The organism is Alteromonas macleodii ATCC 27126, from assembly GCF_000172635.2.
Lineage (GTDB): Bacteria > Pseudomonadota > Gammaproteobacteria > Enterobacterales > Alteromonadaceae > Alteromonas > Alteromonas macleodii.
The window spans coordinates 1,041,986-1,056,626 of the sequence record NC_018632.1; the positions used below are offsets into that span (position 1 = coordinate 1,041,986).

Sequence of the window (14,641 nt, forward strand, 5' to 3'; positions counted from 1 at the left end):
GTTTGCATAGACGAGCGTAGTACGAATAGGACATGAAATGAGTATACAGTTTTTGGACTTTGAACAGCCAATAGCCGAACTAGAAGCAAAAATTGAAGAGCTTAGGTTGGTGAATCAAGGTGGCGAGTTTGACGTTGGTATTGAAGAAGAAATCAATAAGCTTCGCGGTAAAAGCGCAGAGCTGACTAAAAAGATCTTTTCTGATCTTGGCGCATGGCAAGTTTCTCAACTTGCTCGTCACCCAATGCGTCCATACACGTTAGATTACATTCCTCGCATTTTTACCGAATTCGACGAGCTTGCTGGTGACCGCGCGTTTGCTGACGATAAAGCGATTGTTGGTGGCCCAGCAATGCTAGATGATCAGCCGGTGATGATTATTGGTCATCAGAAAGGGCGTGACACCAACGAAAAAATTAAGCGTAACTTCGGTATGCCTAAACCAGAAGGCTACCGTAAAGCCTTGCGTCTTATGAAGATGGCCGAGCGCTTCAATATGCCTATCATCACCTTTATCGATACGCCGGGAGCGTATCCTGGTGTTGGCGCTGAAGAGCGTGGCCAAAGTGAAGCAATCGCGAAGAACCTATTCGAGATGGCTGAGCTTACCGTTCCAATCGTGTGTACCGTTATCGGTGAAGGTGGTTCAGGTGGCGCACTAGCAATTGGTGTTGGCGATCGTGTTAATATGCTTCAATATTCTACGTACTCGGTGATTTCACCAGAAGGTTGTGCGTCTATTCTGTGGAAAAGCGCAGAAAAAGCACCACTCGCTGCAGAAGCGATGGGCGTAAGTGCGCCACAAATTAAAGAGCTAGGCCTGATTAACAGTATTGTTGAAGAGCCTTTAGGTGGTGCGCATCGCGATCATAATGGCATGGCGGCTAATTTGAAGGCGGTCATTAAGCAGCAGCTTAACCAGCTTAAAGAGCTAGATAAGACTAAATTGATGGAAGAGCGTTACCAGCGTTTGATGTCGTTCGGTTATTGCTAAGCTCATTATAAGTTCATTAAGAAAACTAGCATGAAAGGTGCATTTAGCCGTTATGTACAGCTGCGTTCTATCAGTTTAAACGCTTGCTATAAAAACTAGCGAGCGGCGGCTTAACTCATGTCGGTCATGTAATGTCGTATACGAACAAGGGGGTTGTTTACCAAAGGTAACCAACCCCCTTGTGTTATTAGAAAGTGTGTTATTAGAAAGCCAGTGCTTAGCCAAATACAAAGTTAAACCTCAGTAAAATATAGCGTTGAAAGAATAAGGTATTACCGGTCTGTGACCCCTCTACAATCCCCAACAATCGAACATATCGTCAACCGCATAGCGACATCTCTCACTGATGTAGAGCTACCACTTCAAACGCCACTCGTCGTTGCTTACAGCGGTGGTGTGGATTCGACCGTTCTGCTCCAAGCCGTTATTGCGTATAGGGAGCAGTTTGATAGCCCAATTCATGCTGTACATGTACATCACAGTTTAAGTGATAATGCCGAACAGTGGGCAAAGCACTGCGAATTACAGTGTCGTCTTGAAGACGTAGCATTTCATTTGTATCGAGTTGATGTTGATACGGGGTCGAGAAAAAGCCTGGAAGCAGAAGCGCGTAAGGTTCGATACAACGCATTGTTAGAAGTGTGTGACCAAATAGGCGGTGTACTGTTATTAGGACAACATGCCGAAGATCAGCTTGAAACCGTATTGCTCCAGCTCAAACGCGGTGCTGGTCCTCAGGGCTTAGCGGGTATGGGAGAAGTTCAGTACCGAGGTGACACCTTGATAATGCGCCCTATGCTAGCACTAGAGAAAGCCGAGATTGTGGCTTATGCCGAAGAGGAAATGTTGCAGTGGGTTGAGGATGAATCTAATCAGCAAAATAGCTTTGATAGGAACTTCTTAAGGAACGAAATTATACCTCACTTGCTGGCGCGATGGCCTAAGTTAACCAAAACCGTGGGGCGCAGCGCCGAGCTTTGTGCTGAGCAAAGTGCACTAGTCAGCGATTCTGCCCAAAAATATTTTGAAGATTGTAAACGCACAGATCTCAGGCTCGACGGGCAACAACTCGCTGCATTGTCTTTACCTTGGCAGGCTATGGTCATTCGCGCGTGGTTTCGAGCTCAAGGCGAGCTGTCGCCCTCAAAAGCGCAGACAGACCAAGTGCTTGCTATGTTAAAAGCAAAGCATGATGCAACCCCTGAAGTGAACTTTAAATGGGGGAGGGTTATACGGTTTGACCAAGACCTTTATTGGGTGGTGAACGCTACTCATGAAGTACCGCAAAACTTAAAATTAGTGCCCAACCAAAATATCGCGCTTCCTTGGCTTAGAGGTCATATTCGAATTGCAGTACCAAAGGCGCGAGAAGAAGATACCGTTTCTCTGCAAACTAATGCTCGCAACCTTAAAGTAAAGCCAGAAAATGCGAACGTATCTAAGTTGCTGAAAGAATGGTTTAAGGTATGGCGCGTGCCAAGATGGGAGCGAAACGGCGTGCCGGCAATCTTAATTAACGACGAGCCTGTCGCACTGATTGTTGAAGGACGTTGTGTTTATCTGCAGCCCAAAGCGCCAGATATAGAAATAACCTTTAGTCTCGACTGAATCTATGTAGCACTAAAAGTGCCGTTTTTTGAAAGGGCTAGATACTCTTGCTTATGGTATCCATGGCAATAATGTGCAAAAGCGGCATTGCTTTGCCGCCATCCTGATAAATTCGAATCGCGACGTTACGCTGCGTGATAACTATTTTTTCCAGAATTTTTCACGCGATACAGGGCGTTGTCAGCACGGTCAAATAGGCTACTCATCGTATCGCCGTCGCGATAAATCGCGCCGCCAAGGCTGGTTGATACGCCTAAGCGAGATAAGTAGCTAGAGCTATTGATACTCATTTGAATACGCTGGGCTGCACAAGCTAGCTGCTGTTGCGACTGACAGTCTAGCAAACAACAAAACTCATCGCCGCCATAGCGAAATGCTTCGTCTTCATCCCGCAGAACATTAGATAAATGTGATGCAACATGGACAAGTACTTTGTCACCTTCGCCATGACCAAAATTATCATTCACATACTTAAAGTTGTCTAAGTCGATCACCAAAAGTGCGAAAGGATCATCGTGTCTTTGCGCCCAGCCGAGTTGTCTTGTCATTGACTGCTCAAAGCCCGCTCGGTTACCTAAGCCAGTTAACACATCTTTAGTCGCCATCTGTTGCACACGCATCAATGAAAGAGCGTGCTTTATTTGTTTTCCAAATAAATCATGCAGTTGGAATAGACTCTCCCGTTGCGATAACGACAAGGGTGAACTAATGTAATAATAGACATGAGCTTGATCGCCATTAACGGCATTGGCACCTTGTAGTGGTAAATCAATGAGTGTTGACGATATCTTTGCATTACCGTACACCCAACGCGAGTCAAAGTCAGACAAGCTAAACCCGACAATAGGTAACAACGTGTTTAGCTGCTGAAAATACACGCCACCTAGCTCTTGTAGTTCAAGAGTAGAAAGTAGCTGCGTGATAAAGCCTGATAATTCACTAAAAGAGAGTGATTTACCTGTGCTCTCAGCAGGGTAAAAATTGTTATGTTGTGTGCTATCGTAGACTGACGTTGAAAAATCCACAGTAGTGCCCCTATACAAAATGCGTTGATATGCAAAGAAACAAGTGTCAAAGCCCTGACGTTTCTGTGGCCACATCTGCATTTTCGCGGAATTTATGGCGATCACAGCGGCAAAACTTGCCGGATCTGCATTTACACAGTGGATTTTGCAAACTAGATGCCAACAAAGTGTTTCAGGCACTAGTCTTTAGTTTAAAGCGTAAAATCGCGTGATTTATCGCGCCTGTTTTACAAATGGAAGTTTATGTAGCTTTAGGAGGTAGTGTGGGGACGAGCTTTTTAAATATCGTGATATTGATGTTCATATCGGTATGCGCGGTCGCATTATTTAAACGCATTCATCTCCCTCCTATTCTTGCTTATCTGTTTGCCGGCGTACTCGCGGGTCCACAACTATTATCTGTGTTTGCCCACCCAGAAGAAATGCACCTGCTCGCTGAAGTGGGCATAGTGTTTTTGCTCTTTTCACTTGGTCTTGAGTTCTCGTTACCTAAATTGTTGGCAATGCGCTCTTTAGTATTCGGTGTAGGATTAGGGCAAATGGTGTTTACCACGGCAGTGTTTACCTGTGTTCCACTGTTTCTCGGCATTCCAATGAGTGCGTCCATCATTATTGGTGGTACGCTGGCGTTAAGCTCAACCGCTATTGTAATTAAGCAAGCAACCGAAATGGGCATTCTTAATAACAGGCGTACACAATTAGCGGTAAGTATCTTGCTCTTTCAAGACTTAGCGGTGGTTCCGTTCCTAATTGCTATTCCTCTTTTAGCCCAGACTGGTGAAGTAAGTATTGCGCTAGCTTTAGGCGAGGCGTTGCTTAAAGGTGTGTTTGTCATTGCGTTTCTAATGTCAGTGGGTAAGTGGTTACTACCTTGGGTGTTTAGAGAGGTAGCAAGAACAAGGACTGACGAGCTGTTTGTTCTGACCACTATATTGATTGCCCTATTGGCAGGAGGGCTAACTTATTACTTCGGGCTGTCCATGGCGCTAGGCGCTTTCTTGGCGGGTATGATGTTGGGGGAAAGCCAATACAAGTATCAACTTGAAGCCGACATTCGTCCGTTTCGAGATATTTTAATGGGGTTATTTTTTGTTACCGTGGGTATGCAGTTAGAACTCACTGTACTGTGGAACAGCCTGTTTGAGATTGTTTTTGGCGTTTTTGCTTTGATGATAGTTAAAGTCATTTTAGTAAGAGGCGCATCTCTATTAGTTAAAACCGATGCAACAGATGGCTGGTCTGCTGGGGTTAAACTTTGTCAGATTGGCGAGTTTAGTTTTGTAATTGCTGCGCTTGCTACGACACACGGCGTGTTAACGTCAGAGCAGTCATCGCTGATTGTGTGTATGGGTGTAATCAGTATGGCGTTAACCCCGTGGCTTATGAATAACAGCGTCACTATAGCAAGGCGTATTGTTAACAAGGATATCTCGTTCGATGACAATGTGAGCTTTGGTAACGCAGAGCCGTTAACCAACCACGTCATTATTTGTGGGTTTGGCCGCGTTGGACAGTCGGTAGCACGTATGCTGAAAATGGAAGGCATTCATTTTGTTGCCATAGATATGGATCCTGTCAGAGTACACGAGAGTCGAAACGCGGGAGAGCCCGTCATCTTCGGTGATGCGAGTCAAAAAGATATATTGATTACTGCCAATGTAGAAGGTGCCAAGCTTGTGCTTGTTACGTTTGATCAAGTCGATAAGGCCAAGCAGGTGATAACGCAGACCCGAAGCATTACGAGCACTATAGATGTTATGGTGCGTACCAAACGAGACTACCAGCTTGAAAGCCTATACAGCGCGGGTGCCAATCAAGTCGTGCCAGAGCTGCAAGAGGGGAGCTTGATGTTGGTATCGCAGGTGCTGCATTACGCCGGCGTGCCAATGTCTCGTATTTTAAAGCGGGTGCGAGCTGAGAGAAAAGGTCGCTACGATCATATGCACGGCTTTTACCCGGGAGAAACAACAGAGATCACCTATGGCACAGAAGACAAGTTAGAGTTTATCCATGCTGTGGTGTTGTCCGAACACGCTTCCTGTATTGGCAAAGCCATAAAAGATATCGATTTCTCGAGAATGCGAGTAGCGATTAAGGGCCTAAGACGGGATGGAAATGAAGTTAAAGACCCAGACCAAGACGCTATTTTGCAAGCCCATGACGTGCTAGTGATTGCGGGTAAACCCCGGCGTGTGGAGCGAGCAGAGCGAAAACTATTAGAAGGGAGCTAGCACGCAGTTAAACTTAGCGTTGTTTAATCTAGCGCGCTTGCCATGGAACGTGTGTTGAATTACGTGAGTTCAAGCTTACGCTACGCGGTCGCTTTCTAAGTCTGCAAATTGCTTTTTTAGGTCGTAGCGCTCGTCTGTCACTATCTTCTCAAGCACAGAAACTCGTTCCTTAAGCTCTGCAATTTCGGCTTTATAAGCATCGGTTTCTTTGCTGCTAAGTTTCTTCTTACTTTTGTCTTTTGCACTTTCGACAATGGTAACTAAGGCCCAGGCACAAATGGCTACTATTGCAATCGCGGTCATATTCACGGTGGTATCCCTCACAAATGGCTTTAAAACAGTGTAGGTGAAAATTTGGCCTGTTGCCTAATTCACCCCGTATTTAGTTAAATACTTATCGGTAAAATTACTGCTTCGCTTCAGGTACTATAGCGGTTATCTAACATACTTTTTAGTAAAAATGTAACCTGTTAAGTCCATCACACTAGCAGTGTTATAATGAGAGATTGCAAGTAGGTTGCCAAGTGACAAAAGTCATTACTTTCTAAGAAGTTAGAATGTTTACCTAAGCTAATACAAAATAAATGTTAATGAATTTCACCAAGTAAAGTAGCAAAATTGACGAATGAGTGACCAAAATAGCAACCGTCCAACACCAAACTTCGACCTTGCAAACAAGCAAACGCAAGAAAAAGAGGCTGTGCAGGAGCCGTTGACTGAAATCGCAATGGAAGACATCGCGACAGAAGAGGACATAATGTGGATGAGGCATGCGTTAACGCTTGCCGATAAGGCTGAGTCGATTGGTGAGGTGCCAGTCGGCGCCTGCGTAGTACTAAATGGTGAGCTTATCGGTGAAGGCTTCAATACGCCGATAACGGATAATGATCCATCTGCGCATGCAGAGCTACGCGCTGTTAAAGAGGCAGCAGCTGCGGTGCAAAACTACCGACTTATTGACGCTACGTTGTATGTGACATTAGAGCCCTGCTCTATGTGCGCAGGTATGTTGGTACATGCACGGGTAAAGCGGGTGGTGTTTGGCGCAAAGGATGCGAAGACAGGCGCTGCGGGCTCGGTCATGAACTTATTGCAACATCCTGCGCTTAATCATCAACTTGAGGTTGTATCTGGCGTGTTAGCTGATGAATGTGCTAACAAATTGTCAGATTTTTTTCGCAAGCGCAGGAAAGAAATAAAGGCTGCCAAAAAGGCGAAAAGACTGCTAGAGGGTGATGCTTCAAGCTAATTTAAAGCGTCACCTGAAGTTGTGCTTATTCGTGTTTTCGCCCATTTGGTATATACCGGTTACATGGTCAATCATTGTGAACCAGATGGTATAGAGGTGGCTTAGCCAGGCGTACGGGTTAACTGAGTGAACATATCGCTGGTAACAAATAGCTTGCGGCGCTGAAGTACTTTTTGGTGACAACGCTTGAGCATAAGTCTGCGTCTGTTGTTGTTTTTCAATTTTATTCCTTTTTCATAAATCGATTTTTTTTCATTTGTTCTCCTTTCTCGCGTTGTGGCCACTTTATGTTTTTCGTGACCACTTTTCTTCCGTTGTGCGCAGCTCCCCTATTTGAACAAGTATCACGTTATTCGAGAGATATTGTCATTAAAGAGCCGCTGCTCTTTTGGAGCTTGTCATCGTTGAGAAAATAATTATTCTGAGAAAGTAAGTCAGTGTCTGACTAACTTCTTTTTAGGGTACAGTACAAAGATGACATCGAAATGACAGTTTTCAAGAGAGAAGCAAGGTGAACTGCGTCAAATTTTTCCTTGTTCGTCCAACCATACTAAGCTGTCATAATAACGACGAATATTTTCCACATACTGTAACGCTTCATCGCCTCTTGCATAGCCATAGCGAGTAGTACGGTAATATTTCTTTTGCCTAAGCTGTGGCAAGCGACGCTTTACATCTACCCAAAGGTCTGGATTGCCACCTTGTTGCTCGGTAAGAATGCGTGCGTCCTCCAAATGGCCCATACCAATATTATACGACGCCATAGCCATCCAGGTTCTATCTGGCTCGCTAATTCGCGCAGGTATGCGATTGAGCAAACTGGCAAAATAACGAGAGCCTCCGCGAATGCTTTGTTCAGGATCGGTTCTGTCATCTACGTTCCAGTCACTTGCCGTATCCATGGTGAGCATCATTAGACCGCGAACGCCAGTTCTTGAAATAGCGTCACTGTCCCAGTGACTTTCTTGATAACTCATGGCCGCAAGCAGTCGCCAGTCTAATTCACCTGCATACTGTTGAAATAAGGGTTTGTATTGGGCAAGTGCTGTCTCGGCGGCATAATTAAACGCGCGACTGTCGACGTAATCGAACTGGCGAATATGGCCAAAGTACTTGTCTTCTAACACCGTAAACCAGCCTGACTGATGTACAGTACCAAAATATTCAATCAGCGCAGCTTTCACGGAGTCATCTTGATGTAATGGGAGTGCCCACGCCATCGGCATATCTTCATTAAGGGTTTTTGCCACGGCTAAGTTAGGATATCGCCTGCGCTGAAGGGCTAGACGGTTGCTGTCAGCTACCGTATAAGCAATGTCACCATTGGCAACTTGTTGTAACAGTTCTTCAGAGTCAGAATCTTCGGTGGTAACAAGTTGGGTTTTTATTATTGGGCTTTCACTATCACTTGCTTGGTCGGTTACCTGGCCTAATAAACTAGACAGTAAGTGAGCTTGGCTGCTACCTGCCACAGTAATAATAGGGGCATCAAGTTCTAATAAGTCTCTAGGTCTCGATGTCCCTGCTTGGAAGACGAGCTCTTGTTGAACGTGTTGATAGGCTGGGCCGTAAGCAAAACGACTTTTAAGTGAAGGCGTTACCGCATCGCCTGTCGCGACAATGTCCAAATTACCTTCTTCTAACTGTTCTAACATGACTTCATAGCTGTAGAAAGGGTAAAGGTCGAGCGTCACGCCAAGGTAATCGGCAAATCCTGCCAGCAGTTCATATTCGAAACCCTGCGGCCCCTCGGCGCCGTTATAAAATGTTCCTGCACCATAAACGGTTCCCACGCGGATCGATTCTCGTTCCAATAATGAAGAAAGGGCAGTGGGTACGGAAGGAACACCACAACTTATAACAGCAATAGATAATATGATTATTAATTGTAGTTTTAATCGTTTTTTATAGTCTTGTGACTGCATAGACCTTTACTTGTTGTCATTAAACCATCTAAGTTTAAAAAAAAGTTCATGTAAGCGCGTTATGAGGTTACTTACTGCGCATAATTACTCTATAATCCGCGCCGAAATACTCATCAATCCAAGAGGCAACGCGTCGCATTGGTGGTCGTTGTTTCTAACAAACCAGGTAAATCAATATGTTGGTCCTTCGAGGCGCTCCTGCACTATCAGAGTTTAACCAAACTAAACTGATTGCAAAGCTGGGTCAATCCGGCGTTAGGGTTAAAAACCTATATAGCGAATATGTTCACCTAGTCGATTCCCAAGGTGACTTGTCTAAGCAGCAAATAGAGATACTCGAGAAGCTGCTCACTTACGGCCCCGCAAGGCAAGCACAAACCCCTTCTGGAACCTTCTTCCTCATCACTCCTCGCCCCGGCACTATCTCTCCCTGGTCTTCTAAAGCCACCGACATCGCTCACAACTGCAGTCTAAAAAATATCAACCGCATAGAGCGTGGATGCGCGTTTTATATAGAAACAGAAAACACTGTGAGTGAAGATGATTTTGCGCTTATCGCTAGTTTCTTACACGACAGAATGACTGAGTCAGTGTTTACGAACACTGAAGAGGCGGCGGTATTATTTGCTCACACCGAAGCTAATACTTTTACCAGTGTAGATGTATTAGGCGAAGGCAAGGACGCGCTAGTTAATGCAAATGTGTCGTTAGGCCTTGCATTGGCTGATGATGAGATTGACTACCTGTTTGATAGCTTTACTAAGCTAGGCAGAAACCCGACTGACGTTGAACTTTACATGTTTGCACAAGCAAACTCTGAACACTGTCGCCACAAAATTTTTAACGCTAGCTGGACCATTGATGGCGAGGACCAAGAGAAGTCGCTGTTTAAAATGATCAAAAACACCTACGAGTTGTTACCTGATCACGTGTATTCAGCTTACAAAGATAACGCCGCGGTAATGGAAGGGTGGCAAGCAGGTCGTTTCTTCCCGAACCCGCAGTCACACCAATACGAATACCATCATGAAAATATTGATATTTTGATGAAGGTAGAAACCCATAACCATCCAACGGCAATTTCACCTTTCCCTGGTGCAGCAACAGGCTCTGGTGGTGAAATCCGTGATGAAGGTGCTACTGGTCGTGGTTCAAAACCTAAAGCGGGTTTGGTTGGATTTACCGTATCTAACTTACGTATTCCTGGTGCTGAACAGCCGTGGGAATTTGAATACGGCAAGCCACAGCGTATTGTAAGCGCCCTTGATATTATGCTTGAAGGCCCACTAGGTGGCGCTGCGTTTAACAACGAGTTTGGTCGTCCTGCGCTACTGGGTTATTTCCGTACCTTTGAGCAAGAAGTCAATAGCTTCAACGGTGTTGAAGTGCGCGGCTATCACAAACCGGTTATGTTAGCTGGTGGTTTAGGTAATATTCGTCGCGAGCATATTGAAAAAGGCGAAATCACGGTAGGCGCTAAGCTTATTGTGCTTGGCGGCCCCGCAATGAACATTGGTCTTGGCGGCGGTGCAGCCTCATCAATGGCATCTGGCCAGTCAAACGAAGATTTAGACTTCGCTTCAGTACAGCGAGACAACCCTGAAATGGAGCGTCGCTGTCAGGAAGTGATTGATGCATGTTGGCAGCTAGGGGATAACAACCCTATCCAGTTTATCCACGATGTGGGCGCAGGTGGTCTTTCAAATGCACTGCCTGAGCTGGTTAATGACGGTGGCCGCGGCGGTAACTTTGAACTTAGAAAAGTATTGTCAGATGAGCCAGGTATGACACCGCTGGAGCTATGGTGTAACGAATCCCAAGAGCGCTATGTTTTATCTGTCGCGCCTGAAAATATGCCAGTGTTCGAAGCAATTTGTGCCCGAGAACGTGCGCCGTTTGCTGTGGTTGGTGAAGCCACTGCCGAGCAGCACCTAAACTTGAACGACAGCCAGTTTGACAACAAACCTATTGATATGCCTCTTGATGTACTTTTAGGCAAGCCGCCTAAAATGCACCGCGACGTAAGCTCGACCAAGGTTAGCTCGCCAGCACTAGACGAGGCAGGCATTACCTTAAGTGATGCAGCAAATCGCATTTTATCTTTGCCTACCGTGGCAGAGAAAACCTTCCTTATCACTATTGGCGACCGCTCGGTTACCGGTCTTGTTAGTCGCGACCAAATGGTAGGCCCATGGCAGGTGCCAGTGGCAGATGTGGCGGTTACTGCAACAGCGTTTGACACCTACCACGGTGAAGCGATGTCGATGGGTGAGCGTACGCCTGTCGCGTTACTATCGCACGGCGCGTCTGCACGTCTTGCTGTGGGTGAAGCGTTAACCAATATTGCCGCAGCAAACATCGGCGATATTAAGCGCATTAAACTGTCAGCAAACTGGATGGCAGCAGCTGGACATCCAGGTGAAGATGCGGGTCTTTATGAAGCGGTTAAAGCAGTGGGTGAGGAGCTTTGCCCAGAGCTTGGCCTAACCATTCCTGTGGGTAAAGACTCTATGTCGATGAAAACCGCATGGAATGAAAACGGTGAAGATAAAGCGGTGACTTCTCCGCTATCACTCGTTATCTCTGCCTTTGGCGCAGTAAAAGATATTCGCAAAACCCTAACGCCTCAGCTACGTACAGACAAAGGCGCAAGCCGCTTGCTGCTACTCGACTTGGGCGAAGGGAAAAATCGCTTGGGCGCAAGCTGCCTGGCACAAGTCTATACTCAGCTTGGTGATAGCCCAGCGGATGTGGTCTCTGCAAATCGCCTTAAAGCCTTCTTTGACGCAATGCAGACGTTAATTGAAAAAGGCTTGGTGTGTGCTTATCACGACCGTTCAGACGGTGGCCTGTTTACCACCGTTGCTGAAATGGCCTTTGCTGGTAAAACAGGTGTAAGCATTAACCTTGATAGCCTAGTTGGAAACGACATTGCCGTATTGTTCAATGAAGAACTAGGTGGCGTAATCCAAGTGCTTGAAAGCGATATGGATGCCGTTAACGCAGTACTGACTGAATTCGGTTTAACTGAATTGACTCACGATATCGGTACGCTTAATAGCACCGACATGATTGAGTTTAGTCGCGGTGGCGTTGCTGTACTTGCAGATAGCCGCGTATCAATGCGTACAATGTGGGCACAAACCACGTTTGAAATGCAGAAACTGCGTGATAACCCTGAATGTGCTGAACAAGAACACGCTGCAAAGCAAGATGCTGCCGACCCAGGTTTGCATGCTGCGTTGTCTTATGATGTAAACGATGACGTAGCAGCGCCCTATATTGCCAAAGGCGTTAAGCCCAAAGTGGCGATATTAAGAGAGCAGGGCGTAAACTCGCATCTAGAAATGGCGGCTGCATTTACCCGTGCAGGCTTTGATGCTATCGATGTGCACATGAGTGACGTGTTGGCCGGTCGCATTACCCTTGAACAGTTTGCGGGCCTTGCGGCTTGTGGCGGTTTCTCTTACGGCGATGTATTAGGTGCAGGTGAAGGTTGGGCGAAATCTATATTGTTCAACAGCATGGCTCGCGACCAGTTTGAAGGCTTCTTCAACCGTAACGATACGTTCAGCTTAGGTGTGTGTAACGGCTGTCAGATGCTATCGAACCTTAAATCACTGATTCCAGGTACTGAGCATTGGCCACATTTCGTGACCAACCAGTCGGCGCGATTTGAAGCCCGTGTTGCAATGGTCGAAGTGATGGAGTCTAAGTCTGTGCTGCTTGATGGCATGGCAGGTTCGCGTATGCCTATTGCTGTGTCGCACGGTGAAGGTCAGGCTGAATTTTCCAATGACAACGCGCTGTCACAAGTAGGCGCGCAGGTGGCGATGCGTTATGTAGACAACTACGGCAAGCCAACCATGCATTATCCGGCAAACCCGAATGGTTCACCGCAGGGGATCACAGGCTTAACTTCACTAGACGGACGCAGCACAATTATGATGCCGCACCCTGAACGTGTATTCAGAGCCGTGGCAAACTCGTGGCGTCCAGACGATTGGCAAGAAGATGGTGCGTGGATGCGTATCTTCAGAAATGCCCGTAAATTTGTTGGGTAACAAAGCACTGTTAGTTCGATAAAAACAGGGGGAAACCCCTGTTTATCTTTCGAAAAAATACTGTTTAATAAACGTTCATACCATAAATAGGTGTCAAAGCTTTGGCAAAGTGTCAAAAATCTGATTTTTGCCCTTGTCATCAGATTGTCACTGATCTATTGTAGTGCAAGCAAGGAATGCGATTAGGTTACAGGAGTTGAGTTAGGGTTGTACCAGTGAAAGGCATGCGCCAGCTGGTTTAAATAATAAGAGACGACCGATGAATCGTTCTTCTAAAGGGTTTGGCTTAACCGGAGTGGCTGTAGCTGTAGTGCTGATGTTCGTAACTGCTGTTTTTAGCACATCTGCGAAGTCTGCCGAAGCTCCAACAACGCTAAGTGTGCAGTCTTCAGTTAAGTAGTCTGAAAGAAAAATTCTAACGCCCGTATCAAGTTGCTTGATACGGGCGTTAATCATTAGGGGACAATAAAAACGTTCAGCATATAGCGCTTCATGAGAAAAGCCTAAAAGCTACACCTAAAGACAAGCCCAAAAAAGCAAAGCTGACTCAACGAGTTTTTGCCTCTCATTTTATCCTTTCTTATTTTTTTCTCTGTTAATTAATTTCTGCTGCGGATGCTTTTTCAAAAGCACATATGTAGCACCAAAGCCTCCGTGCATCGGTTGAGCCGTATGGTAGGCAATGACTTCGTCTAGTTCTCTTAGCCAATGGTTAACATAACTTTTTTTCAAAGCGGGAAAGGGTTTGCTATTTTCACCTGTTCCATGTTTTATGAGCAGTGCACGAACCCCGCGTTCGTGACTAGATTTAATGGTGCTATAAACCAGGTCTCGGCTTTGTTCTAAGGTTTTCCCTGAAAGTGTTACGTTGGCCTCTAGAGGGTATTTACCAAGGCGAAGTTTTTTAAAAACGCCGTCTTGAATACCGGGCTGCTGGAAGTGTATGAAATCATCAGGGGGGACCGGCTTTACACCTTCCATGCTCAGTGGATTAGCGAGTTTTTCGCGGACGCTTAACTGCCTAGCCGCTCGTTTTTGTTTTTCAGCGAGCGCCTTTTCAGGATCGTGTAATAAAGCCTTATCATCTGAAGCGATTGGTTTTACATCTTGCATTTCTGCAAAAAACGAATCGATATCGTCGTTTTCAAATTGGCTCATATTAATCCCCGTATAAGCTACTTCTCTATCTTTTATACGCTATTTCTGCCCCGTTGGTCTATGGAGCATAACCGCTCGATATATCACCGGGCGCAACGAACAGCAGCACCGTCGATTGCAGTGTAATTATAAAGTGGGGATTAAATTCTAAAAATCATCGTTTAGTAAATGGCACCGGGTTCCGCTAAAGCTTCAATAGCATCCCACTCTTCTTCAGAAAATGGGCACTGCTCAGCTGTTTCGGCACAACTATCAGCGTTATCAGGTGGGGGGAAATCGAAAGTCATAATGCTCTCCTGTTTTGAAGAGTATTACTTAAATTGGCTAAATTACAACCAAAGTATAATAAATTCTTCAATATTACAGGCGACGGTGTGTATAAGCATC

The 14,641-nt window shown here is 45.8% G+C and carries 11 protein-coding genes; 6 read left to right on the forward strand and 5 right to left on the reverse strand.

Translation table 11 applies throughout. The features are described 5' to 3' along the window. The first annotated feature begins 37 nt into the window (after positions 1–37). Both accA and tilS read left to right on the forward strand, forming a co-directional pair. Complete coding sequence (gene accA / locus MASE_RS04470) at positions 38–994, forward strand: acetyl-CoA carboxylase carboxyl transferase subunit alpha (RefSeq protein ID WP_014948567.1); 957 nt, start codon at positions 38–40, stop codon at positions 992–994. A gap of 282 nt (positions 995–1,276) precedes the next feature. After that, a complete protein-coding gene (gene tilS, locus MASE_RS04475) occupies positions 1,277–2,602 on the forward strand; it encodes a tRNA lysidine(34) synthetase TilS (protein ID WP_014948568.1) in 1,326 nt (441 codons plus the stop codon). A gap of 125 nt (positions 2,603–2,727) precedes the next feature. On the opposite strand, the gene MASE_RS04480 is transcribed toward tilS, so the two are convergent. Continuing rightward, on the reverse strand, positions 2,728–3,627 hold the full coding sequence (locus MASE_RS04480; RefSeq protein WP_014948569.1) for a GGDEF domain-containing protein: 900 nt from the start codon (positions 3,625–3,627) through the stop codon (positions 2,728–2,730). A gap of 263 nt (positions 3,628–3,890) precedes the next feature. Here MASE_RS04480 and MASE_RS04485 point away from each other — a divergent pair, with 263 nt between their 5' ends. Continuing rightward, complete coding sequence (locus tag MASE_RS04485) at positions 3,891–5,858, forward strand: cation:proton antiporter domain-containing protein (RefSeq protein WP_014948570.1); 1,968 nt, start codon at positions 3,891–3,893, stop codon at positions 5,856–5,858. A 75-nt stretch (positions 5,859–5,933) separates the two neighbouring features. Here the strand turns inward: MASE_RS04485 and MASE_RS04490 are convergent, their stop codons facing one another. Then, complete coding sequence (locus tag MASE_RS04490; RefSeq protein WP_014975858.1) at positions 5,934–6,161, reverse strand: hypothetical protein; 228 nt, start codon at positions 6,159–6,161, stop codon at positions 5,934–5,936. Positions 6,162–6,483: 322 nt separating this feature from the next. Here MASE_RS04490 and tadA point away from each other — a divergent pair, with 322 nt between their 5' ends. Beyond that, complete coding sequence (gene tadA / locus MASE_RS04495; RefSeq protein WP_014948572.1) at positions 6,484–7,107, forward strand: tRNA adenosine(34) deaminase TadA; 624 nt, start codon at positions 6,484–6,486, stop codon at positions 7,105–7,107. A 521-nt stretch (positions 7,108–7,628) separates the two neighbouring features. Here tadA and mltF read toward each other — a convergent pair. Continuing rightward, complete coding sequence (gene mltF, locus MASE_RS04505) at positions 7,629–9,032, reverse strand: membrane-bound lytic murein transglycosylase MltF (protein WP_014948574.1); 1,404 nt, start codon at positions 9,030–9,032, stop codon at positions 7,629–7,631. Positions 9,033–9,208: 176 nt separating this feature from the next. Here mltF and purL point away from each other — a divergent pair, with 176 nt between their 5' ends. After that, positions 9,209–13,096: a phosphoribosylformylglycinamidine synthase gene (gene purL / locus MASE_RS04510; RefSeq protein ID WP_014948575.1), complete on the forward strand. Its 3,888-nt coding sequence runs from the start codon at positions 9,209–9,211 to the stop codon at positions 13,094–13,096. 259 nt (positions 13,097–13,355) lie between these two features. Then, positions 13,356–13,496, forward strand: a complete 141-nt coding sequence (locus MASE_RS20035; protein WP_162889815.1) for a hypothetical protein — start codon at positions 13,356–13,358, stop codon at positions 13,494–13,496. A 170-nt stretch (positions 13,497–13,666) separates the two neighbouring features. On the opposite strand, the gene smrA is transcribed toward MASE_RS20035, so the two are convergent. Both smrA and MASE_RS20380 read right to left on the reverse strand, forming a co-directional pair. Then, positions 13,667–14,254 carry a DNA endonuclease SmrA gene (gene smrA, locus MASE_RS04520; protein ID WP_014948576.1) on the reverse strand — a complete coding sequence of 196 codons (588 nt, stop codon included), beginning with the start codon at positions 14,252–14,254 and terminating at the stop codon, positions 13,667–13,669. 161 nt (positions 14,255–14,415) lie between these two features. After that, positions 14,416–14,541, reverse strand: a complete 126-nt coding sequence (locus MASE_RS20380; RefSeq protein WP_014948577.1) for a hypothetical protein — start codon at positions 14,539–14,541, stop codon at positions 14,416–14,418. Between the last annotated feature and the right edge of the window lie 100 nt (positions 14,542–14,641).